Annotated in this window: 19 protein-coding genes and 1 pseudogene; 12 read left to right on the top strand and 8 right to left on the bottom strand. The window is 46.0% G+C overall.

What is annotated here, in order from left to right; translation table 11 throughout:
* The 8 genes from IQ270_RS17450 to IQ270_RS31165 form a co-directional block, all read left to right on the top strand.
* The coding region (locus IQ270_RS17450) for a glycosyltransferase (RefSeq protein ID WP_193974416.1) at nt 1-763 on the top strand (763 nt) is incomplete at its 5' end.
* A 312-nt stretch (nt 764-1,075) separates the two neighbouring features.
* Nucleotides 1,076-2,932: an NAD(P)H-quinone oxidoreductase subunit F gene (locus IQ270_RS17445; protein ID WP_193974415.1), complete on the top strand. Its 1,857-nt coding sequence runs from the start codon at nt 1,076-1,078 to the stop codon at nt 2,930-2,932.
* Between the two features lie 252 nt (nt 2,933-3,184).
* Nucleotides 3,185-4,690: an NADH-quinone oxidoreductase subunit M gene (locus IQ270_RS17440; protein ID WP_193974414.1), complete on the top strand. Its 1,506-nt coding sequence runs from the start codon at nt 3,185-3,187 to the stop codon at nt 4,688-4,690.
* A gap of 224 nt (nt 4,691-4,914) precedes the next feature.
* Nucleotides 4,915-5,301 carry a DNA-binding protein gene (locus tag IQ270_RS17435; protein WP_228056456.1) on the top strand — a complete coding sequence of 129 codons (387 nt, stop codon included), beginning with the start codon at nt 4,915-4,917 and terminating at the stop codon, nt 5,299-5,301.
* A 190-nt stretch (nt 5,302-5,491) separates the two neighbouring features.
* Nucleotides 5,492-6,814 carry a CO2 hydration protein gene (locus IQ270_RS17430; RefSeq protein WP_193974413.1) on the top strand — a complete coding sequence of 441 codons (1,323 nt, stop codon included), beginning with the start codon at nt 5,492-5,494 and terminating at the stop codon, nt 6,812-6,814.
* 225 nt (nt 6,815-7,039) lie between these two features.
* Nucleotides 7,040-7,246 (top strand): hypothetical protein, encoded by a 207-nt coding sequence (locus IQ270_RS17425; RefSeq protein ID WP_193974412.1) that lies wholly within the window; start codon nt 7,040-7,042, stop codon nt 7,244-7,246.
* Nucleotides 7,247-7,258: 12 nt separating this feature from the next.
* Nucleotides 7,259-7,567 carry a DNA-binding protein gene (locus tag IQ270_RS17420; RefSeq protein ID WP_228056455.1) on the top strand — a complete coding sequence of 103 codons (309 nt, stop codon included), beginning with the start codon at nt 7,259-7,261 and terminating at the stop codon, nt 7,565-7,567.
* Between the two features lie 151 nt (nt 7,568-7,718).
* Nucleotides 7,719-11,753 carry a HEAT repeat domain-containing protein gene (locus IQ270_RS31165; protein ID WP_228056454.1) on the top strand — a complete coding sequence of 1,345 codons (4,035 nt, stop codon included), beginning with the start codon at nt 7,719-7,721 and terminating at the stop codon, nt 11,751-11,753.
* On the opposite strand, the gene IQ270_RS17405 is transcribed toward IQ270_RS31165, so the two are convergent.
* From IQ270_RS17405 to IQ270_RS17395, 3 genes are all read right to left on the bottom strand, one after another.
* Nucleotides 11,750-12,031 carry a type II toxin-antitoxin system RelE/ParE family toxin gene (locus IQ270_RS17405; protein ID WP_228056453.1) on the bottom strand — a complete coding sequence of 94 codons (282 nt, stop codon included), beginning with the start codon at nt 12,029-12,031 and terminating at the stop codon, nt 11,750-11,752. The genes IQ270_RS31165 and IQ270_RS17405 overlap by 4 nt on opposite strands.
* A complete protein-coding gene (locus IQ270_RS17400) occupies nt 12,028-12,267 on the bottom strand; it encodes a hypothetical protein (RefSeq protein ID WP_193974411.1) in 240 nt (79 codons plus the stop codon). The genes IQ270_RS17405 and IQ270_RS17400 overlap by 4 nt, the downstream gene beginning before the upstream one ends.
* 83 nt (nt 12,268-12,350) lie before the next feature.
* Nucleotides 12,351-12,821 (bottom strand): hypothetical protein, encoded by a 471-nt coding sequence (locus IQ270_RS17395; protein WP_193974410.1) that lies wholly within the window; start codon nt 12,819-12,821, stop codon nt 12,351-12,353.
* A 193-nt stretch (nt 12,822-13,014) separates the two neighbouring features.
* On the opposite strand from IQ270_RS17395, the gene IQ270_RS17390 reads away from it, so the two are divergent.
* From IQ270_RS17390 to IQ270_RS17380, 3 genes are all read left to right on the top strand, one after another.
* Nucleotides 13,015-13,227: a helix-turn-helix domain-containing protein gene (locus tag IQ270_RS17390; protein ID WP_193974409.1), complete on the top strand. Its 213-nt coding sequence runs from the start codon at nt 13,015-13,017 to the stop codon at nt 13,225-13,227.
* Between the two features lie 82 nt (nt 13,228-13,309).
* Nucleotides 13,310-13,522, top strand: a complete 213-nt coding sequence (locus tag IQ270_RS17385; RefSeq protein WP_193974418.1) for a helix-turn-helix transcriptional regulator — start codon at nt 13,310-13,312, stop codon at nt 13,520-13,522.
* A gap of 160 nt (nt 13,523-13,682) precedes the next feature.
* The gene (locus IQ270_RS17380) at nt 13,683-13,874 is read left to right on the top strand and encodes a hypothetical protein (RefSeq protein WP_228056452.1); all 192 of its coding nucleotides are present in this window, start codon (nt 13,683-13,685) and stop codon (nt 13,872-13,874) included.
* A gap of 130 nt (nt 13,875-14,004) precedes the next feature.
* On the opposite strand, the gene IQ270_RS17375 is transcribed toward IQ270_RS17380, so the two are convergent.
* From IQ270_RS17375 to psaA, 5 genes are all read right to left on the bottom strand, one after another.
* On the bottom strand, nt 14,005-14,790 hold the full coding sequence (locus tag IQ270_RS17375) for a hypothetical protein (protein WP_193974407.1): 786 nt from the start codon (nt 14,788-14,790) through the stop codon (nt 14,005-14,007).
* 263 nt (nt 14,791-15,053) lie between these two features.
* Nucleotides 15,054-15,731, bottom strand: a complete 678-nt coding sequence (locus IQ270_RS17370) for an alpha-ketoglutarate-dependent dioxygenase AlkB (RefSeq protein ID WP_228056451.1) — start codon at nt 15,729-15,731, stop codon at nt 15,054-15,056.
* Between the two features lie 16 nt (nt 15,732-15,747).
* On the bottom strand, nt 15,748-16,518 hold the full coding sequence (locus tag IQ270_RS17365) for a hypothetical protein (protein WP_193974406.1): 771 nt from the start codon (nt 16,516-16,518) through the stop codon (nt 15,748-15,750).
* A gap of 275 nt (nt 16,519-16,793) precedes the next feature.
* A complete protein-coding gene (gene psaB / locus IQ270_RS17360) occupies nt 16,794-19,022 on the bottom strand; it encodes a photosystem I core protein PsaB (protein ID WP_193974405.1) in 2,229 nt (742 codons plus the stop codon).
* A 108-nt stretch (nt 19,023-19,130) separates the two neighbouring features.
* Complete coding sequence (psaA, locus tag IQ270_RS17355) at nt 19,131-21,425, bottom strand: photosystem I core protein PsaA (protein WP_193974404.1); 2,295 nt, start codon at nt 21,423-21,425, stop codon at nt 19,131-19,133.
* 646 nt (nt 21,426-22,071) lie between these two features.
* Here psaA and IQ270_RS17350 point away from each other — a divergent pair.
* A pseudogene (locus tag IQ270_RS17350) lies at nt 22,072-23,024 on the top strand (hypothetical protein); the annotation flags it as partial.

The following is a 23,024-nucleotide window of genomic DNA, read 5'->3' as shown; positions in this document are numbered from 1 at the left end:
CCATTTGGATAGAATAACCATTCGCCACCTTACCGAAAACCAGATTCAAAGTTCCTACGCCGCCCGCAATCAAGGGATTCGCGCCTCCACAGGTGAAATAATTGCTTTTACCGATGCAGACTGTCGCCCCGAAACTCAATGGCTGGAAAATTTAGTTAAACCATTTGCTGACTCAAACATCGGAATTGTCGCCGGGGAAATCCTCGCCCTCCCGGGTAACACTCTCTTAGAAAAACACAGCGCCCGCGAAAATACTTTATCTCAAAAACATACTCTCGCTCACCCTTTTTGTGCCTACGGTCAAACCGCCAACTTAGCTGTACGCAGACAAGTTTTAGCACAAGTCGGTTTATTTCGCCCTTACCTTACGAGTGGTGGCGATGCGGATTTTTGCTGGCGGATTTTGCGACAAACATCCTATAAGTTGGATTTTGCTGAAAGTGCGATCGTCCGACACCGCCACCGTTCTACAATAAAACAGTTGCAAAGTCAATGGTATCGCTACGGCGAGTCGAATAAATATTTGCACGAACTTCACGGTGTCGATTTGATGCGTGAATTTACGCCAGGAGAATATTTGTATCGGCTGGCTAGGTGGCTGTTAAAAGAGTTGCCGATTGCTGCTGCCAAAAGTGCGAGCGGGCGATCGCAACTGGTAGATTTGTTACATACGCCGATCGGTCTTTTGAATGTGAGGTCAAGGGCGATCGGACAGCGCCAAGCCAAACTTCCTTTAGCAGCTTGGGAAATTGACCAGCTTTAATCACTAAAAAAAAGACCGGGCGGCTGAAACTCCTTTTCTACACGCAAAACCCGCTAGACAAGCGGGTTGGAGACTCTTGGCTTACCGTCTGATTTTTGCATTCTATAAGTATAGTTTATCAGCAGATAAGTACCCTAAATCAGCAAATATGAAAATTTCAGGCAATACTTAATATAAAATTAATAAGTCTATGCTGAAGTGCCAAGCTTCTAAACGACAAGAAATTAGCAGTCACCCCAAAATTTCTTTACTTCTGGCGATCGAGATTTTTCTCAGATTATTAAACTTTTGTAACATTTACAGGTAGTGCCAATGGCTCAAATCCTACTCCAGACCGTTTGGTTTATACCTTGCTACCCACTCATCGGCGCATTTCTGTCGATACTGTGGTTTCCAGCAGTAACCCGCCGCACGGGACCGAGACCGTCCGGTTACGTAAACGCCATATTAACCTTTTTCGCTTTCGCCCACGGCGTCATAGCCCTAACAGCAGCCTGGAACCAACCCGCGCAACAGCAGTTGATTCCCTGGCTGAACGTCGCAGGTTTAGAGCTCACCATTCCCGTAGAAATCTCTGTTGTCACCGTCGGGGCTACAGTTTTGATTACCGGACTGAACTTTGTAGCGCAGATTTATGCTTTCGGTTACATGGAAATGGACTGGGGCTGGGCGAGGTTCTTTTCCCTGATGGGGCTGTTTGAAGCGGGGATGTGCGGCTTAGTTTTGTCGAACTCTCTGTTCTTCAGCTACATGATTTTGGAAGTCCTGACTCTGGGAACTTACCTGCTAATCGGGCTGTGGTTCAATCAGTCTTTGGTGGTGACAGGAGCCCGCGACGCTTTCTTGACCAAGCGGGTGGGAGACTTATTTCTATTGATGGGAGTAGTTGCAATTCTGCCGCTGGCTGGAACTTGGAATTTTGACGAATTGGCAGTTTGGGCCAAGACGGCAAACATTGACCCCACAGTTGCAACGCTGTTGAGTTTGGTTTTGATTGCCGGCCCGATGGGCAAATGCGCTCAGTTTCCCTTGCACCTGTGGCTGGATGAGGCGATGGAAGGCCCTTTGCCGGCAACAATTTTGCGGAACACGGTAGTTGTGGAAACCGGCGCTTGGATTTTGATTAAATTGCAGCCCGTGATTGCTTTGTCGCCCGTGGGGCTGAAGACAACTATTATTGTGGGTGCTGCAACGGCGGTGGGTGCTTCCTTAATTGCGATCGCCCAAATCGACATCAAGCGCACGCTATCCTATATAGTTAGCTCATACATGGGCTTAGTATTTATCGCCGTCGGTACCGGACAAACCCAAACAGCTTTGACATTGATATTTGCTTATTCCTTGGCAATGGGTTTGCTGGTGATGAGCATTGGTTCAGTAGTTTGGAACAGCATCACTCAGGATGTCCGAGCTCTCGGCGGTTTGTGGCCGAAGCGGCCGATATCGGGAATATCGTTTCTTGTCGGCGCTGCAGGAGTGATTGGACTGCCACCCTTTGGCTGCTTCTGGGCTTTGTCGGAATTAGCAGGCGGGCTTTGGGAAACTGGGCCTTCGCTGTTAGGAATCGTGCTGTTTGTCAACGGTGTAACTGCTTTTGGCTTAGTCCGCGTTTTTGGTTTAGTTTTCGGCGGCAAACCAAAGCAAATGACCGAACGTTCCCCGGAACTTCACTGGCCTTTTATCTTGCCGATGACCCTGTTAATGGGATTTACTTTGCACGTTCCGCACTTGCTGTGGGACTGGCAACTTTTGCCTTTGGCAACTTTGAATTATACTGCGGCCGGACTGTTAGTTTTGTCAAGTGCGATCGGCATTGGTGCAGGAGCATTTATTTACCTCAACGAAAAGTGGGAAAAACCAGTCCGAATTGGTTCTCAAGCCGTACAAGACTTCTTTGCCTACGACTTTTACACCGCCCAACTTTACCGCGTGACAGTGATATTTGCAGTCGGTCTGGTATCCCAAATCATATCCTGGGTCGATCGCAACATTGTTGACGGATTCGTAAATTTAGTAGGTTTTGCCACTGTTTTCGGCGGGCAGAGCCTCAAATACAACGTCAACGGTCAAACTCAGTTTTACGCCCTGACAATTTTGTTCGGAGTTGCACTTTTGGGACTGCTGGTAAGCTGGCCGCTGCTAGCTCGCCTGTCGATTGTTGGCGGGTAAACAATAGTTTTCGCACTCACAGGCACCGCCCCTACTGACTGATGACTGTTAACAGTTGACTGTTAACAGTTGACTGTTAACTGCCAACTGTTGACTGCCAACTGTTGACTGTTAACTAACAACTAACAACTGCCAACTGTTAACTGTTAACTGCCAACTGACTACTGCCAACTACCAACTGCCAACTGCCAACTGCCAACTGCCAACTGTCAACTATCAACCGTCAACAATCAACTATCAACCGTTTAAATTATGCTTAGTGCCTTGCTATGGTTGCCCGCGTTGGGCGCTGCGGTGGTCGGTTTCTTACCGGGAAAAATGAATGCGACGAAGCTGCGTTCAGTAGCTTCCGTCTTCGCTGCTGCCGTTTTTCTGTTGAATATCTGGCTGCTGACTCAATTTGACACGACAAATTCAGGACTGCAATTTCAAGAATATTTGCCTTGGATTCCACAATTAGGTTTGAGCTACAACTTAGGAGTTGACGGCTTATCTTTGCCGCTGTTAGTTTTAACCGGATTGCTGACGCTATTAGTGATTTACGGCACCGGCGAAGGAATAGCTCGCCCCCAACTTTACTACGCGATGATTTTGCTGATCAATGCGGGTGTTGCTGGAGCTTTAATGTCTCAAAATTTGCTGTTGTTCGTCCTGTTTTACGAGCTAGAATTAATTCCTTTTTACCTCTTAATTGCGATTTGGGGCGGCAAGCAACGCGAATATGCTGCGATGAAGTTTCTGATATATACGGCAGTTTCGGGACTTTTAGTTTTAGCCGCATTTTTGGGTGTAGCTTGGCTGAGCGGTTCTTTAAACTTTGACTACAGCGCCATTACTACTCAAGACTTGTCCTTGAAAACTCAATTAATCCTGCTAACTATTGTGCTGATTGGGTTGGGAATTAAAATTCCTTTAGTGCCGCTGCACACTTGGCTGCCGGATGCCTACGTCGAAGCTTCGCCAGCAACAGCAATTTTGTTGGGAGGTGTTTTGGCGAAATTGGGAACTTACGGCTTAATCCGGTTTGGTTTGCAGTTGTTTCCCGAAACTTGGTCGATTGTCGCTCCCGGTTTAGCGATAATCGGTACTGTAAGTGTAATGTACGGTGCTTTGAGCGCGATCGCCCAAAAAGACATCAAGCGCATGGTAGCCTATAGTTCGATCGGACACATGGGCTACATTATCGTTGCCTGCGCCGCCGGCACAAAACTCGCCTTAATCGGTGCAGTCGGGCAAATGGTAAGCCACGGCTTGATTTTAGCTTTGCTGTTTTATCTCGTAGGCATCATCGAAACCAAAGTCGGCACGCGGGATTTGGACGTGCTCAACGGCTTGATGAATCCGCTGCGAGGTTTGCCCACGGCGAGCTCGCTGTTAGTTTTGGGAGGCATGGCAAGCGCCGGCATTCCCGGTTTAGTCGGTTTTATCGCCGAATTTTTAGTATTTCAAGGCAGTTTCTCAAAGTTTCCAATTCCGACTTTACTCTGCATTTTAGCCTCCGGGTTAACAGCAGTTTACTTTGTAATTCTCCTCAACCGCACCTGTTTTGGAAAGTTGGACAACGCCACGGCTTACTATCCTCAAGTTAAGTTTGGCGAAAATATGCCAGCGTTAGTTTTAGCCGGGCTCATTTTCTTCTTGGGAGTGCAACCGGTGTGGCTGCTGAAGTGGAGCGAATCTACTACAACTGCCATTGCAGCAACTCTACCCGCTGAGAGAATTGCTCGAGTAGCGATTGTCGAGCAGTTTGAAAAATAGATATAGTCTGAGTGGAAGAGGGGAGAAATCTTTCTTCTTCCATCAAAATCAATCCCTTAAATGCTTTAAATCAGTCGATCTGTCCGCGCCAAGAAATCTTGATTCCTTTGAATAGCAAATGTGTTACACTCAAAAAATAATCAAATACAGGAACTAATCAAACAATCAAATCTAGTTTCTGTTGCCGGATAGAAACAGCAGTAAGGGGTAAGTAAAAATTGCTCGTGAAACAAACACAAAAAATCAGTTTATGTGCATCAGCACTTTGTCTTTTAGTCGCAGCAACTTCTGCTATTGCCCAAGCTAAAACCCGAATTGCAGATTTGCAAAGACAGAGAACAGCAACTACCATTTCTGGCAGAGTAATAGGTTTCGGAGAAGCTGATGAAAATGAGTGGATTATTGATGACGGTAGCGGTCAAGTGAGAGTCGAGGCAGGCCCCAGAACGTGGCGCAACATCAATTTATCAAAAGGTGAAACGATCGTAGTTGTAGGTGAGATGGACGATGGTGAATTTGATGCTTTCTCTATTACCCGATCGGGCGGCTCAATTATCAACATTCGCTCTCCAAAAGGTCGGCCTCCTTGGGCTGAAAAGGAGGATGAATAACAGCGACAGGTTGCGCGCTCGTGTGATTGATTAACTGGTTCCCAGGCTCTGCCTGGGAACGGATATCCAGAGGCTCTGCCTCGCTTTTGAGCAGGCAAATTGGAGGCAGAGCCTCCGGTTCTGCATTACCAGGCAGAGCCTGGGAACGAGTAGAAAGATTTAAAAGTTGATTCAAACTAAGGAAGAAACAATGGTACAAACTCCTACAAAGCCAGCAACTAAACTGCCTCCTTCCAAGCACGAATTTGCCGAAGTAATTCATCGGCTGGAAGCTGGCGGCGCAATGATTCCAGATACACCAGAAAATCTGATGCAAATTATCGCAATCTGGAAAGCCTACGCGGTGCCGATGGACTTCTATTGGCGGGATTTGCTTTACATCGCCGAACGGGTATTTTTACACCCGCTTCCCTTCTTTAAATACTTCTTACCCCAGGAATATTTAGACTTGCAAAATCACTATTCAGGTGACGGTGCAGATTTGCGGATTTGGCGGGGTACTGGCAGCGCCCACCCAGAACTTTTGGAGTTCATGGAGAAGGGAGAAACTGGTAAACATTCGCGACTATTTCACCATTTGTGGCACGATCGCATTAACATGGAATTTGCCGAAGAGTGCATGAGGTCAATGCTTTGGCATCGGGGAATGTACGTTCCCGTCAATCAGTTTGACCCCTATCTCGACAGCGACGAATACAAAACTAATGCCGATCGCGCCATTAAAGCTTACTTCAAAAAAGACCCGTTCATGCTAGGACTGCACAAAGCATTCCCAGAGTTGTTTTTAGAACAGTGCCGCCAAATGTCTTATTACAGCAATCTCGGCTTGTTCTGGGAAGTAATGGCACCGGTGTTTTTTGAAGTTTCCGACTTGTACGACGAAGGCAAAGTTACCACAGTCCCGCAGGCGATGGATTTCCTGGTAAACGGCATATTTGCGATCGCCGGAAGGCCAATTTACCACCACGTTCTCATCGACGGCGAAACCTACGAAATAATCCCGAAATCTAAAGGTTTTACATGGCTTTACGAAGCAGCACTACCCTACGTAGAATCTGTGTTTTACCGCACTTCGCCGTTCCGAGGAACCAAATCGTACAACGCGCAAGCGAAGGAAGTTCCCGACGACCAAAAAGACTTCCACTACGGAGTTTTGTATGCAGACAAATTCCCCGTAGGAACTGCCGGAATTCCGCCAACTTTGTTAGCCCAAGATATGCTGCACTTCCTGCCGCCTTACTTGATGGATTTCTACAAAGGGCGCTGTCGTGGCGAAGATGATGTCCTCAATCAAATTGGGGTGACTTTTCAGCGATCGATGTACTGCGTTACTTCGGCGGTAATTCAAGCATTGCGGGCGGCGCTTTTGTATCCTTTGGATGACCCAAATCCGAAGCATTTGAAAGCAAATCGGGCATTTTTTGAATCTCAGGTCGATCGCTTCTGTCGCCCCGAATACGGCATGAAATATGCCGCGAAACTGAAAAACATTCAGACTTCCGATTACAGGTAAAGAATGTTTAGCTGCGAGTCCACGAGTCCGCCAGGGGTTTAAACCCCCTGGCTCAAAGCTCAAGTCGGTTGAAACCGACTGGGAAAAATAAGAGTTTTTTAATCTGCTTCAAAAGTGGTATAATATTAAATCAGTTGGCATCATAATTATTCATCTTTCTCTCTTCTCTGACTCTGCGCTCTCTGCGCTCTCTGCGGTAAAAAAAATCCAATCTAAAAAAGAATCATGAATAGCCAAGATGTCGCCAAATATATTGAAGCAACCGACGGAATTTCCAAACCTTGGCTGTTAGTGCAACTGCGGCTCAAAAAATTGCAAGAAAGGCGATCGGAAATTTCTGCTGAAGAGTATGTTAAAGAACTCGCCGACATTCAGCAAGATTTAATGAATCTGGGCGAATGGTGGCTCGGCATCGAAGATGAAGTATTTTAAAAGCCACAAACTATGATGATGTCTAGAAGTATCAGCTATCAAGAAGAATTGATTGAATCTCTCAAAGATCCCTTAGAGGTCGCTCCTGATATTGAGGCTTGCTTGGAGGAGGAGAATTCCGAGGTGCTCAAGCTAGCATTAAATGATGTAGTTGAGGCTCGTCACAGGATGAATCAACTCTCAGAAGATGTTACAGCACTTTTAGAAAAATTGGGCGAACTATTGTCGGAAAAAAAAGGCTCGGAAATTTATTGTTTGAGTGCTTTACTGGATGCACTGGGTTTTCAACTGACTGTGACTGTTAAGCAGGAAACTTCTTGAAAGGTTGATTTTGCCACCCCGTACAAGTTAGCACGGGCTGTTGATGTGTCGATCGCACATTTGATGGAAACGAGCCATAAATCGCCCGCAACCAAATGCGATCGCCTATCATAAAAATAACCCGCTTGCAGCGCATCAGGAGAACCCTCAAATGTCAGATCCGATTACCTTGGGCTTACTTTTCACAGTCGCTTGGCAAGCCATTCTCGGCACTCAAGTTAATGATGCAGCAAAGCACCTCTGTTTGACAGGGATAAAAAAGATATCACGAAACGGAAAAATTGTCAATCACGATTTAGAAAAAGCGCTAAAAACATCTTTCCTGAAAGCTCAACAACAAATCGCCTCAGAATGCAAACAGGAAATCGACCCCAAAAATACAGCGAACCGAGAGAGTTTTGCCTATTCGCTGCAAGACAGGCGCAGGGATTTCGATTGGTTGAAACGAAAGCTAGAAAAACTCAAATTAGAATTAGAACAACTTAACAAAGAAACAGTCCCGTCTGGGATTCCTATTGCAGGTTTAGATGAGATAGAATTGCTGCTGACTGCGACAGATGAGTTAAAGCAGAATCAGGTTGAAAAACTCAAGCAAAAACTGCTAGAAGTTGCCCTAGAAAATTGCGATGTCGCACCTTACAAGACAAAGTTAGAGCAAGAATTATTTGATTTATTATCAGCATACTTTGCTCAGGAAGTCAAGGAAAACGAGAAGGTCTTTCAGATTTTTACGGGTCAAACTTTAACGCGGATTGATAGCACAACTCAAGAGATGCACGCTTGGCTTCAGGAGATTGTGGAAAAGAGCCGCATTGTTTATCAACCGATTGACTGGCGGGATATTTGCCAGCAGATTTTAGACGAGAAAGAACAGCAGCGACTTAGTAGCGATCGGCTAACTTTTGGCAACCATCAAATAGATGATGTTTATGTGCCGCTGGGATTGGTGGAACGGCACAAAGTGACTCAGCGACGCGAGGATGTTGCGGCTGAAGAAGGTTCGGATTTGTATCGAGAAAAAGAAGTTACTCAGACATTTGAACATAGCGAGTTTCTCGAACAAGTAATCCAGCAAGGAATTAGCCCGAAAAGCAATGGGAAGCGGTTAGGAATTATTGGGGAACCGGGGGCGGGGAAAACAACGCTGTTGCGGCAGATTGCGAATTGGGTAGCGACGGGCATTTCCGAGGCGATTGTGATTTGGGTATCCTTGGCAGATTTGCAGAGGAAGGATTTAGAAACCTATTTATTTGATAATTGGTTGGTGGCGGCAATTAAGAGAATTGGGAAGGCTGAGGCGACGGCGGATATTAAGGATGATTTTGTAGCACAATTTAATGCCGATCGCGTGTGGTTGGTGTTGGATGGGGCGGATGAGATGGCGGTGGGAGATGGGAATCCTTTGGCGGAAATTGAGCGGCAAATTAGAACCGGCGGCTGTATTCAAAAGGCGCGAATTGTGCTAAGTTGTCGGCAGAATGTCTGGGATGCGATCGGCTCTGCGTTGGATACTTTTGATACTTATCGCACTCTGGAGTTTTCCTATCCCGAAGAAGTCGAAATGTTCATCGATAAGTGGTTTCGATCCCCCCCTAACCCCCCCTTAAGAAGGGGGGGGACAAGAGAAGAAGGGGACGCTCTTGCTAGCGCTTTTTCAACGGAGGCGACAGGAGAAGGGGACACTCTTGCTCCCCCCTTAAGAAGGGGGGCTGGGGGGGATCTCTCCGCGCAGCTACGGGAAGCATTAGCAGCATCAGGAAAAGAACGAATTCGAGATTTAGTAAAAAATCCCCTGAGATGTTCGCTGCTGTGCGGCACTTGGCAATCCTTGGATGGCGATTTGCCGGATACTAAGGCTAAGCTTTATCGGCGGTTTGTAACTACTTTGTATCAGTGGAAAAAACCGCACTTGAATTGGATTCAGCAGCAGGAATTGAATGCGGCTTTGGGGAAGTTGGCACTTTCTGTGATGTTAAATGAAACGTCGCGGTTTCAGTTGCGAGAAAGTGTGGGATATCGGGTGATGGGTGCATCGCAGTTTGAGTTGGCTTGTCGTTTGGGTTGGCTGAATTTAGTGGCGAGGGATGCGGAGACGCTGGAAGGAATTTATGCTTTTTACCATCCGACTTTTCAGGAATATTTTGCGGCGTTGGCGGTTGAGGATTGGCACTTTTTCTTGAATCACATTCCTGAAAATCCGCAACATCTTGATGCGAGGTATCGCATTTTTGAGAAGCAATGGAAAGAGGTGATTTTGCTGTGGTTGGGGCGTGAAGAAGTAGGGAAGGAGGAGAAGGAAGCGTTTATTAAGGCGTTGGTTAAGTTTAAGGTTGGGTGGGATAAATTTTATAGATATCAGGCGTATTTTTTAGCTGCTGCGGGGATTGCTGAATTTAAGGATTGTAGTCTTGCTGATGAGATTGTGTCGCAGATTGTTATTTGGGGATTTGGTTATTTTAATGAAAAAAAACAGGAATGGCGGACATTTCTCGATCCAATTACAGAGGGTTCAAGGGAGATACTGAAAGAGACAGATAGGGAAAGGGTGATCGAAGCTTTAGTCGAGTCAAGTCGCGATTCAGGTAATGAAGAAACCCGGTGGATAGCGGCAAATATCTTAGGGCAAATAGACAAATATAATCCAGTTGCGATTGAAGCTTTAGTCGAGTTAATCCGTGTTTCTCAGGATGAAAATACCCGGAGGGAGGCAGCAAATAGCTTAGAGGAAATAGGCAAATATAGCCCAGTTGTCATCTCCGCTTTAGTCGAGTTAATCCGTACTTCTCAGGATGAAGATACTTGGAGGCAAGCGGCAAAAAGCTTAGGAGAAATAGGTGAAGATAACCCAGTCGCTATCTCCGCTTTAGTCGAGTTAATCCGTACTTCTCAGGATGAAGATACTTGGAGGCAAGCGGCAAAAAGCTTAGGAGAAATAGGTGAAGATAACCCAGTTGCGATATCCGGTTTAGTCGAGTTAATCCGCAATTCAGGGGATAAAAATACTCGGAGAATAGCGGCATCTAGCTTAGGGCAAATAGACACAGATAACTCAGTTATACTCGCATTTTTTGAGGAGTTGAGTGGTATTTATTCAAATGAATATATGATGATGCAATTGGCATATGGATTAGCAAAAGCATTAAAAAACAACTCAATTACACTCGCAATTTTCGATAATTGCGACGAGTTAATTGGTACTTCCGAGGATGATAATACCTGGAGAAGTGCCATAGATAGCTTAGGAAAAATCGACAAAAATAACTCAGTTGCGATCTCAGCTTTAGTTGATTTAATCGGTACTTTTCAGGATAAAAATACCCAGAGGAGAGCGGCCGTAAGCTTAGGGAAAATATGCAAAGATAACGTAGTTGCGATCGCCACTTTAGTCGATTTAATCAGAAATTCAGATGATAACATTGCCCGGTGGCAAGCGGCAGATATTTTAGGGGGAATAGGCAAGGATAACCCAGTTGCAATCCAAGCTTTAGTCGATTTAATATGCAATTCAGGTGATAAAAATATCCGGTGGCGAATAGCAAATATCTTAGAGAAAATAGGCAAAGATAATCCAGTTGCGATCGTCTCAGGATTGAAAGATTGGCTAACTTCCGAAATCTCCGAAAACGATTCTAATCTCTATGACAACTGCTATGAAGTCATCTGGAACTGTGCCCAAAAGATGACTTACCCAGACTTTTATCAAGCATGGCACACTCAACCCACCAATTCCCCAATACCCAACAACCACCGACAAAATACAGATATCCCCACACTCCTAAAACAACTCCAATCCACCGATAAAACCTGCCCCGTTCCCCTCAACATACGCGCCTTAGAAGGCGAAACCGATACCAGCCCGATCGCCCAAGAGCTCTGTACCCAACTATATCAAACAATCTTCCCCGCAGATACAGACATCCCCGCCATTCGCAACGCCCCCGAATTCAAGCGATTAATTCCCCAACTCAAAAACCGCCTGCAAAAACAGCACATCGCCTTAATTTTGCACTCTTGTCCCTGCGAAGATGCGCTTTCGTCTTTCACCCGCAAACTCGCCGACACTCACATGGGAATTCACATCGCCTGGATTACCGATACACCGCTAGAATTACCGTTAACAGGTTTTCCGGTGGATGGAGATGATTTGCTGAATGCGGTGCACAATTGGATTGAAGCGATTGGTTAGATAGTGGGTGAGGAGTCAACTTCCTCTGTAAACTTTCTTCCGATGTTTGCATTGCAACAGCAGAATCCTGAGCTCTTCATCTTCAATTTCATAACAACGCGATAATCACCGATGCGAATACGGTATTCATTTTCAGAACCTTTCAGTTTAACTACTCCATCTGGGCGAGGGTTTTGGGCCAGTTGCTGAACTTTGAAAGCGATACGCTCGTAAACATTATCGGGCAAGGCATCTAGCTGCTTTTGCACAGCTTTAGGTATGATGATTGTATAAGTCATGTTGACTTTCTTGCCCGTTGAGTCGTGTATTGGTCGAACGTGGTGTATTCACCGGCTTTGTAATCAGCACGGGCGGCCTCAATTTCAGCAATATCTTCTGGAGAATCTTCATCATCCGGGAATAATTCAGATTCCAACAGTTCCCAAAGCTGCTGTTTTTGGGCAATTTCCAGTAATGCAATTGCTTCTAGCAGTGATTGAAATGAGATGTCTACTTTCACGGTATTCTCAGCCATTCAAACTTTTCTCTATATTTAGTTTTACATTTTTAATTGTGTCTGTACCCATTCTCGCAGTTGCTGGTCGGGGCGATCGCACTTTAAAATTTTTCCATTAAATCTTTTTCTTGGGCATAAACATCTCGTAGCTGTTGCAGCGCGGCCCCAGAAATAACTGATTTAACATTAGCTACCAAGAGCCCCCACTCCAGCAATCTGTCAACTGAAACAGCTTTTTTAAACTTGTGCGTGTAGAATTTAGTCCAAAATGCCGGTGCTAGCTTGCTTTTCCAGCGTTTGTACCATCTGCCAAAATCTTGAATGGCGATCGGCTTTACTTCTATAATTGGGGGAAAATCGGCGTAGCTGACAAAGCGGCTGATGTGTTTGGCGTGCACGTAAACCATGTAGCGGCAGCATTCGATGCGGTAAATGTCGTCTACTGCGATATCGAACAGCAGTGCGACTGTTTCTTCGGTGACGAATCGCGCCAGCGGATGCAGGATGGGAGATTTGTGAATTATCTTTGATTCTGCGATCGTCGGCGATTTTGACTGATTTTCTGATATCATTGGTTGTAGACCTCTGGATATGGTAAATGCACCTGTCGATAGAGAGTAAATCTCTTGATGGTCGGTGTGGAGGACAGATAATATCTGTCGAGATGAGGTTTAATAAACGATCGCCTTTTAGTTTTCGAGGCCAGAGGGCGATCGGCTTTTTATATACAGTAATTGTACGACGCAACTGCATCAACTGTCAAGCATGGGTTTAGTCAGGCTAAAAATTCGGGAACTAGCGGCGGAGAAGGGCTGGACGCTTAAAGAAGTATCCGATCGCTCTGGGGTAATTTATAGCACTGTCAGAAGCTATGCTCGCCGTCCTGAAATGGCAATGGTAGACTTTACTTGCCTGCGGAGGTTAGCTCGGACTTTTGATGTGATGATCGAGGATTTGGTTGAGGTTTTGGAAGAGTAGCCGATCGACCTTGAGTTATTCATACCGGGGCGATCGCTTTCTTATCTGCAATTATAAAACGCAATTGCATTATTTGTCAAGTATGGGTTTAGTCAGAATCAAAGTTCGAGAACTAGCGGCAGAGAAAGGCTGGACGTTCAAGGAAGTCTCAGAGCGTTCTGGTGTGGTTTACAGTACGATCACAACTTATGCTCGGCGATCGTCGATATCAATGGTTGATTTTACTGCTATCTACAAGTTAGCGCGGGCGTTTGACGTGATGATTGAGGATTTGGTTGAGATTATTGAGGAATAGGTCGATCGACCTTAGTTGTCTAGACGGAGGGCGATCGCACTTTTGTGTTTTTTGCACTATAGCATGATTATCTGTAGTTAGTCAAAATTATTTATACTTAATCGGAACAAGGATGCTAACATCAAGCAAAGTTGTTATTTATAGTTGATTATTCTTCGTGGTGAAAACTAATACTGCGATCGCGGTCAGTTCCGTGATTAAGGAAGTCATTCAAAAACAAGCGCTAGCGACCAGACTCACCCAGAAGGAAGTCGTGTATTTGGGAATGCTGGCAATTGATGCACTCGATAAGGAAAGCCGCCAAGAATTGGCTGACAAGGTGCATCAGATGCAGGTGAATGGTGAGATTTGAGGGGATGAGGGCGATCGCTCCTACAGCCACTATAGTTGTAAGAACCATGTCATAAGCTTTCGCTTCACCTACCACAGATACCTTCTTCGTTCCAATAGACAATCTTAATGCGGTTGGGTACAAGCGGTTGTTAGGCTCCCTGTACGTCTCGGTTATTACGAACCGAGTAACTCCAACCCCTATTGAAATATCCTTTACTTTCCTTACTTTTTCTACTTTCAGTTGTCTCCTCTGAAAAATCGATTATCAATTCATCTTCGTTTTGGTGAGCTGGCGCCTCATAATACTCAGCAGCAAAACGATTTAGCACATTATCATATGTTATAAATTTCTTTTGTCTGTCAACAGCAGTCGCCAGTATTAAGATGTCATTGATAGTGTTACGAATATTGCTTTTGCAGTTATGTTTAGCAGCAAACTCTGAAAACAGAGTCAACCCATTTTCTATTGTCCCTCTAGTTAGAGAGTAACAACGATAATTATTATCCAAAATGTATTTCAACCGTTTTTTGAGGTACTTCTGCTTTTGTTTAGATAAATGAGAAACACTGAGTTCATATACGCCATAGTTTTTATTGTTAATAACCTCAGCAATTGCTTCGTTTCCAAACTCACGATATGCAGAGAACTGACTGCCAAAGTCGATAATCACTTGGTCTGTGCGACAAGCACCTCCCTTGGCCCATTTAGGATTTCCAAAATGATCGGGAATACCAAAATCACGTTCTTCTGAATTTAGTACCGAGTATCTAGCTGGATGAAGAATGTAGTAGTCAGGTTGCTTTGAGTCTCTGGGCTGAGCCAGTAAAAATTCATTAGCTGTAATTGATGAAATAGCTCGGCTTCCGTCGTGGACATCGTTCTCAATCTGCTTGAAACGATATGAAAGCACTTGTGTGTCAATAATTGTATTCACAACCCAGTCCTCTCGATAAACCACTTATCCCCGAAACTTGGGAACCTAACTACTCATTTTACTACGATCGCACTATTAATTTCTCTGTAGGTGTCAATTATCGCAAACAGCTTTAACATAAAGGTTTTTGGAAAAGCTCGATCGCACTTTTATTCCTGCTTGAGAGACTCAGCCAACCGCTTCGCATTCTCCCGCCGATAAACATTAATCGGACTGTTGCGAATATCAGCATCAACTAAGCGGATATTTACTTACACAGTCGATCAATCAATAATCAACCTGAAAGTTAGATTTATTCTTGGCTCTATATTCCTCGATGTTTTCGGAATTTGATGCTGCCAGAAATGTTGAGTTTCACCAGCCATTAACAAAAAACTACCATGTGTTAAATCAACTTCTGCTTTCATTTGCTTATCATATCTGTGACGAAACATAAATCTTCTGGTCTCGCCAAAACTAACAGAACCAATAATAGGATTTTCTCCTAATTCTCGCTCTGCATCCGTATGCCAAGAAATTCCATCACTTCCGCTACGATATAGATTTAGCAGCACACTATTAAACTCAACCTCTGCAACCTCTTCAATCCGTTCCTTTACTTGAAGTAAGGTTGGTGTCCAAGGTTCAGGTTCGAGATGAATACCAGAGAATGTATATGATTTGTTGCTGTCTCCATACCAAGCAGTCTTTCTTGGTAAATTAACTTCCTTACCATAGACATTCATTTTGTCTTGTCGCCAATTAATCTCCTCAAGTATAACTCGAAAAAGCTCGTCGCTTTCCTCTTCGTTAAAGAAGTTTCGGTAAAAAATAACCTTGGCATCTGGCATGGACAAAACTTCTTTTGATACCTCATCAGGCGTAGCGACGCTAATGTCAGAACCAAAACCAGAGAACAAGTCTCCTTGAACATAATTTAGAGTAGATTTACTTTTCATCATAATTATTTCCTCAACATTAAGTCAGATTTACAGTAAATTGCCTCTCGCACCTACCTATTCTACATCTTTCATATTGTTTGTTTTTAAAGTAAAATACTTCTTGATAAATTGGCAGATCAGAACTTGCTGAGTTCACAAGTTGGCAAGACTGAGAAAATAAATCAGAGAAATCATCTAACCTATATTTGCCATTGCTGTCTGGACTTGTACAGATAAGTCGATTAGAACCTTGGAAAGAAGCAAGTATCAACCTGTGCAGATCGTTTAAACTGAATGCTTCTACATCAATGATGTTGGAAAAAAGATGTACTTTGATGGTTCCCATCTCTGAGGCTAAGTCGTTAGCTGTCAAATCATCTATGTATTTGTTTACCTTTCTGATGGTGCAACGGCTAGAGGAAGTGGATTGCAGCATCTGACGAGTAAAGTTGTTACCGCGATTCAGTGCTATCAACGAAGGTTCTATAAGTGTGACTGATACAATATTGGGATTAATATTATTATCGATCAGATAATCAATCAAAACACAAGTCGCCAATCCTTGACCGCATCCCCAGTCAATGATTTCTATATCTTTGCTCTCAGTATACCGAAAGTTAGTTGAGGCAAATGCTGCATAAAGTTTGTGAAAATGATGTCCGCCATAAAAAGCTATGTAGCGATCGCATTTTCTATTGTCATCCAATACTGCCTTGCCGTTGTCTAAAATACTGAGAACACTTGGAATGTCTTGTATATTTTTACATTTTTCCACGCAAGGTTTATAAATACCGTCTATAAATCTCATGCTCTAAAGGGCCTGAATTGCGGTCTGATCAAGAAAGATATCATCAAAATTGACTGTGAAATTCAAATGCACAGCAGGCTAATTATACCGCGATCGCACTATAAATTTCTCTGTAGGCTTCAATTATCGCAAACAGCTTTGACATAAAGGGTTTTGGAAAAACTCGATCGCCCTCAGATTTCTGATTAACAGCTTCCATTAACCAAAATACAAAAAAAATCCCCCGCCAGAAGGCAGGGGATTTAATTTAATTACCTAGAAACCAGAGTTCAGAATTACCCGAATTTCCCGGCTGTCGAGGCAATTACAAACGCGCCGAAAGTGAGGATGTTGCCCACAGTAAAGTGAACTAAGCCAACCAAACGACCTTGAACGATCGACATAGCAACAGGCTTGTCTTTCCAGCGAACCAAGTTAGCCAAAGGAGTGCGCTCGTGAGCCCAAACCAAAGTCTCGATCAACTCTTGCCAGTAACCTCTCCAAGAGATCAGGAACATGAAACCAGTTGCCCAAACCAGGTGTCCGAATAAGAACATCCAAGCCCAGACTGACAAGTTGTTAGTACCATACGGGTTGTAACCGTTGATCAACTGAGAAGAGTACAGCCAGAGGTAATCGCGGAACCAGCCCATCAGGTAGGTAGAAGACTCATTGAACTGAGCCACGTTACCTTGCCAGATGCCGAGGTGCTTCCAGTGCCAGTAGAACGTTACCCAAGCTAGGGTGTTCAACATCCAGAAGACAGACAGGTACATCGCGTCCCAAGCAGAGACATCGCAGGTACCGCCACGGCCGGGGCCGTCGCAAGGGAAAGCATAACCGAAGTCTTTTTTGTCCGGCATCAGCTTAGAACCGCGTGCATCCAGAGCGCCCTTGACCAAAATCAAGGTGGTGGTGTGCAAGCCTAGGGCGATCGCGTGGTGAACCAAGAAATCGCCAGGTCCGATCGCCAAGAACAGAGAGTTAGTGCTGCTGTTAATACCGTCCAACCAGCCTGGGAGCCACACGTTAGCGTAGTTCGGCCAAGCGGTAGAAGCAATGCTGTCAGGGTTAGACAACAGCACGTCCATGCCGTAGAGAGCTTTTCCGTGAGCAGCTTGGATGAACTGTGCGAACACAGGTTCAATCAAGATTTGCTTTTCAGGAGTACCGAAAGCAACTACAACGTCGTTGTGAACGTAAAGTCCGAGAGTGTGGAAGCCCAAGAACAGCGATACCCAGCTCAAGTGAGAGATAATCGCTTCTTTGTGCTGCAACACGCGATCGAGCACGTTACCTTTGTTAGCTTCAGGATCGTAGTCCCGCACCAAGAAGATAGCTCCGTGGGCGAAAGCACCGACCATGATGAAACCAGCAATGTACTGGTGGTGCGTGTACAACGCAGCCTGAGTCGTGTGATCCTGCGCCAAGAAAGCGTAGGGAGGCATCGCGTACATATGCTGCGCTACCAGGGAGGTGATCACGCCTAAAGCAGCGAGGTGAATTCCCAGTTGGAAGTGCAGCGAGTTGTTGTAGGTTTCGTAAAGACCTTGGTGAGGCAGGTTGAATTGACCTTCACTCTTGCCACCAACCAAACCGGCCTTAGAATCCAACATTTCTTTAATGCTGTGACCGATACCGAAGTTAGTCCGGTACATATGACCGGCAACGATAAACAGAACAGCGATCGCCAAGTGGTGGTGAGCAATGTCTGTCAACCACAGAGATTCTGTCTGAGGGTGGAAGCCACCCAAGAAAGTCAGAATTGCTGTTCCAGCGCCTTCGGAAGTACCGAAGACATGGCCCGCTGCATCTGGGTTTTCGGCGTATACGCCCCAGTTACCAGTGAAGAACGGAGCCAAACCTGCCGGGTGAGGCGGGGTAGACAAGAAGTTTTCCCAACCTACGTGCTGTCCGCGAGATTCGGGGATAGCGACGTGAACCATGTGACCAGTCCAAGCCAAAGAGCTGACACCGAACAAACCAGCCAAGTGGTGGTTAAGGCGAGATTCAGCATTTTTGAACCAAGACAAGCTGGGGCGGTACTTAGGCTGGAGGTGCAACCAACCAGCAAACAGGAAGACGGCAGCCAGCAGCAACAGGAAGATGGCTCCCTGATACAGGTCAGCATTCGTCCGAATTCCTTGAGTAAACCACCACTGGTACACACCAGAGTAAGAGATGTCCACCGGATTGGAAGCGCCAGCTTGAGTGAAAGCTTCTACCGCAGGAGCGCCGAATTGCGGGTCCCAAATCGCGTGAGCGATCGGGCGGACGTTTAAGGGGTCTTTAATCCACTGTTCAAAGTTACCTTGCCATGCTACGTGGAACAGGCTGCCCGAAGTCCACAAGAAAATGATTGCTACGTGGCCGAAGTGAGAAGCAAAAATCTTTTGGTAAAGATTTTCTTCGGTCATGCCATCGTGGCTTTCAAAATCGTGCGCTGTGGCAATCCCGTACCAGATCCGCCGTGTGGTCGGGTCTTGGGCAAGGTCTTGGCTAAATTTTGGAAATTTCGTTGCCATAAGCCTTGATTAATCCTGAATCCTGAACGTTGAAGAGGTTCGGTTCCGAGGTTTGGATTCTGGGTTTGAGATTGCTCCCAAATCCTGAATCCAAAACCTAAAGGTAGTTTACCCTACCGAGATGATTCGCGCTAGGAAGAATGCCCACGTGGTGACAATTCCTCCTAGGAGGTAGTGAGCTACACCCACAGCCCGACCCTGAATAATGCTCAGAGCGCGAGGCTGAATCGACGGAGCCACCTTGAGCTTGTTGTGAGCCCAAACAATGGACTCAATCAGTTCTTGCCAGTAGCCGCGGCCGCTGAACAGGAACATCAAGCTGAAAGCGAATACGAAGTGTCCAGCTAGGAACATCAGACCGTAGGCCGACAGTGCCGAACCGTAGGACTGAATTACCTGAGAAGCTTGCGCCCACAGGAAGTCCCGCAGCCAGCCGTTAATCGTGATCGCACTTTGTGCGAAGTTGCCGCCGGTGATGTGAGAAATTTCGCCATTTGCATCGACGGTTCCCCACACGTCCGACTGCATTTTCCAGCTAAAGTGGAAAATCACGATCGAGATGCAGTTGTACATCCAGAACAAGCCGAGGAACACGTGATCCCAACCGGACACTTGGCAGGTGCCGCCACGGCCTGGGCCGTCGCAAGGGAACCGGAAGCCCAAGTTACCTTTGTCAGGAACCAAGCGAGAACTGCGTGCAAACAACACGCCCTTCAAAAGAATCAGGACTGTAACGTGAATGGTGAAAGCGTGGATGTGGTGGATCATGAAATCCGCCGTACCCAACTCGATCGGCATCATCGCTATTTTGCCGCCGACTGCTACTGCACCGCCGCCAAAAGCGTGGCTGACGATTTCCGTAGCATTAGGCGCTGTTGTTCCCGGAGCCAAGGCGTGGATATTTTGCACCCACTGGGCAAATATCGGACGCAACTGAATCCCGGTATCCGAGAACAAATCTTGAGGACGACCGAAAGCCCGCATTGTATCGTTGTGAACGTACAAACCGAAGCTGTGGAAGCCCAAGAATATACAAACCCAGTTCAGATGGGAAATGATCGCATCCCGATGCCGGATCATGCGATCCAACAAGTTGTTGACATTTCCCGCCGGATCGTAATCCCGAACCATGAAGATTGCTGCGTGAGCGGCTGCTCCAACAATCAGGAATCCGCCGATCCACATGTGGTGGGTGAACAGGGATAGCTGAGTCGGGTAGTCGGTCGCGATGTACGGATACGGAGGCATCGCGTACATATGGTGAGCCACGATGATGCTCACAGATCCCAGCATTGCCAAGTTAATGGCCAATTGGGCGTGCCAAGAAGTAGTCAGAATTTCGTAGAGACCTTTGTGACCTTCACCAGTGAAGGGGCCTTTGTGGTTCTCTAGAATTTCTTTCATGCTGTGGCCAATGCCCCAGTTCGTCCGGTACATATGACCAGCGACGATGAACAGCACTGCCAAAGCTAAGTGGTGGTGTGCTGTATCAGTCAGCCACAAACCGCCTGTTGTGGGGTTCAGACCGCCTTTGAAGGTCAGGAAGTCTGCGTATGCGCCCCAGTTTAGGGTGAAGAAGGGGGTTAAACCTTTAGCGAAACTCGGGTAGATGTCAGCCATCAAGCCCGGTGTCAAAATCCACTCGTGCGGCAGGGGGATGTCGGCAACTGTTTTGATCAGCTTGCCACCGACTGTCAGCGGTGCACCTGCATCGATCGCGTCCATGCAAGCATTTATCGGCAGAGCAACGTGAATTTGTTGTCCTGCGAAGCCCAAGCACCCGCAGCCTAACAAAACTGCCAAGTGGTGGTTCATCATCGATTCCACGTTCTGGAACCATTCCAGTTTCGGAGCGCGGACGTGATAGTGGAACCAACCGGCAAACAGCATCAAAGCTGCCATTACCAGGGCGCCGATCGCAGTGCAATATAGCTGGTATGAGTTAGTGATGCCATTGGAGCGCCACAGTTGAAACAGACCAGAGGTGATCTGAATTCCGTGAAAGCCGCCGCCTACATCTGCATTTAAAATTTCTTGACCAAAAATCGGCCAAACCACTTGAGCGCTTGGCTTGATGGCTGTAGGATCTGTCAGCCAAGCTTCGTAGTTGGAGAATTTAGCGCCGTGGAAATATGCGCCGCTCAACCATACGAAAATTACTGCCAAGTGGCCGAAGTGAGCGCTAAAGATTTTGCGCGAAACGTCTTCTAAATCACTTGTATGACTATCGAAGTCGTGAGCGTTAGCGTGAAGGTTCCAAATCCAAGTGGTGGTTTTTGGCCCCTTAGCTAGAGTGCGATCGAAATGTCCCGGTTTAGACCACTTCTCGAAAGAAGTTGGAACGGGATCTTTATCGACTACTACCCTAACTTTTACCTCTCGCTCTGGAGGACTAATGGTCATGAAGACTCTCCTCTCGGTAAGACAAGGAACGAGAACTGAATACTGTCTTTGACACTCCCCGCGCTTTATTAGGCGCGGGTTCTCGGTTCACCGACACTGAGCTTGCACTTCACTCTTTGCAGAGTTAGATGCAGGTACACCATCTCCCCAAGCGTTTTGCTTCTGGTTAGAAGCCAGTTCCCCAGTGTCGCTAACAATGTGTCTGGGTACTGCCCACTCTTCTCGTTATCGGGAGCCGCCGATCGCCTTTTTGATTCAAGTTCGATCCTGCTGCTCCTTTTGAGGGAGTTTTATGAATTATAAGCTTGCTAGAGGAGGATTAATCGCTTGTTAACAATACTTAAAAAAACCTCAATTCTTGATGTAATAATGCCTTTGATTTCCACAGTGCCTTGCAAAAGTCAAGGGGTATTGCCATTAACTTTACAAAACTCAAAGATCAGGTAATTGAAGAATAGTCATATATAGAGAGATTTTTAGGAAAACGGGTGCGAGATTTATGAGCTCGCTCGGATCGGATAGGTCGCCCGCCAAGACTCAATCGAGGGCAGACAAGTATCCGGAATTCCCGATCGGCAATTCCCCAATACTAAATTCAGTTTTGGGCTATAGTTCCCTATGAGAAGGCTTCTAGGAGTATGGTTGAGTGATTGGCATCAATTGGCACAGAACGGTTGCGCGCAGGCTGCTGGCATTGTTGGCAGCAGCAATATTAATTTTCGGTTTAGCAAGTTGTGGCGCGGGCGATCCCGAATTGCCCAAATCAGGGAACAACAGCGACTCAGCTACCGCCCCAGCAAACACAATCTCAGAGGTTTCTCCCCCAGAAGCCATTCAACAACTGCGTCAGGCTCTAGAAATATATCAGCCTCAAATTAGTATTTTGAATCCCAAACCTGACGAAGTGCTTCAAGATATAGATGTGTCCGTTCAGTTCCAAGTGAAGGACTTACCCATTTTCAAAGAGGCAAACTTGGGTTTGGGACCCCACCTGCAAGTTTTATTAGACAATCAACCTTATGCAGCAGTTTACGACATCAACCAGCCTTTAACACTCTCGGACTTAGAACCCGGAACCCATACCCTGCGGGTGTTCGCCGCTCGCCCTTGGGAAGAAAGCTTTAAAAACGAAGGTGCTTGGGCACAAACCACATTTCACGTTTTCACCAAAACAGACGACAACAATCCCGATCGAACATTACCCCTATTAACGTACAGCAGCCCCCAAGGCAGCTACGGGGCAGAACCCATCCTGCTCGACTTTTACTTGACAAATGCTCCCCCGCACCAAGCGGCGCAAGAAAATTCCCAAGATGAAATACTCGATTGGAAAATTCGAGCCACAGTCAACGGCCAAAGCTTTGCGATCGACCAATGGCAACCTATATATCTTAAAGGATTCAAGCCTGGGAAAAACTGGGTACACCTAGAATTTCTCGACGAAAGGGGAAATAGCGTCAAAAACGCCTTTAACAATACAGTCAGACTAATAAATTACCAACCGCAAGGGCAAGATACTCTTTCAAAATTAGTGCGGGGCGAACTCACAACAGCAGAAGCTAGCAGTATAGTCGATCGCACCTACCAATCCCCCAAACC

It is taken from the genome of Microcoleus sp. LEGE 07076 (genome assembly GCF_015207455.1).
Taxonomy (GTDB): Bacteria; Cyanobacteriota; Cyanobacteriia; order Cyanobacteriales; family Microcoleaceae; genus Microcoleus.
This window is presented reverse-complemented; position numbering and strand designations above follow the sequence as displayed.

What these genes read in the sequence shown, in the direction of transcription:
- IQ270_RS17445 (WP_193974415.1), top strand. Translation starts at nt 1,076, where the DNA reads ATGGCTCAAATCCTACTCCAGACCGTTTGGTTTATACCTTGCTACCCA.
- IQ270_RS17440 (WP_193974414.1), top strand. Translation starts at nt 3,185, where the DNA reads ATGCTTAGTGCCTTGCTATGGTTGCCCGCGTTGGGCGCTGCGGTGGTC.
- IQ270_RS17430 (WP_193974413.1), top strand. Translation starts at nt 5,492, where the DNA reads ATGGTACAAACTCCTACAAAGCCAGCAACTAAACTGCCTCCTTCCAAG.
- IQ270_RS17425 (WP_193974412.1), top strand. Translation starts at nt 7,040, where the DNA reads ATGAATAGCCAAGATGTCGCCAAATATATTGAAGCAACCGACGGAATT.
- IQ270_RS17420 (WP_228056455.1), top strand. Translation starts at nt 7,259, where the DNA reads ATGATGATGTCTAGAAGTATCAGCTATCAAGAAGAATTGATTGAATCT.
- IQ270_RS31165 (WP_228056454.1), top strand. Translation starts at nt 7,719, where the DNA reads ATGTCAGATCCGATTACCTTGGGCTTACTTTTCACAGTCGCTTGGCAA.
- IQ270_RS17405 (WP_228056453.1), bottom strand. Translation starts at nt 12,031, where the DNA reads ATGACTTATACAATCATCATACCTAAAGCTGTGCAAAAGCAGCTAGAT.
- IQ270_RS17400 (WP_193974411.1), bottom strand. Translation starts at nt 12,267, where the DNA reads ATGGCTGAGAATACCGTGAAAGTAGACATCTCATTTCAATCACTGCTA.
- IQ270_RS17395 (WP_193974410.1), bottom strand. Translation starts at nt 12,821, where the DNA reads ATGATATCAGAAAATCAGTCAAAATCGCCGACGATCGCAGAATCAAAG.
- IQ270_RS17390 (WP_193974409.1), top strand. Translation starts at nt 13,015, where the DNA reads ATGGGTTTAGTCAGGCTAAAAATTCGGGAACTAGCGGCGGAGAAGGGC.
- IQ270_RS17385 (WP_193974418.1), top strand. Translation starts at nt 13,310, where the DNA reads ATGGGTTTAGTCAGAATCAAAGTTCGAGAACTAGCGGCAGAGAAAGGC.
- IQ270_RS17370 (WP_228056451.1), bottom strand. Translation starts at nt 15,731, where the DNA reads ATGATGAAAAGTAAATCTACTCTAAATTATGTTCAAGGAGACTTGTTC.
- IQ270_RS17365 (WP_193974406.1), bottom strand. Translation starts at nt 16,518, where the DNA reads ATGAGATTTATAGACGGTATTTATAAACCTTGCGTGGAAAAATGTAAA.
- psaB (WP_193974405.1), bottom strand. Translation starts at nt 19,022, where the DNA reads ATGGCAACGAAATTTCCAAAATTTAGCCAAGACCTTGCCCAAGACCCG.
- psaA (WP_193974404.1), bottom strand. Translation starts at nt 21,425, where the DNA reads ATGACCATTAGTCCTCCAGAGCGAGAGGTAAAAGTTAGGGTAGTAGTC.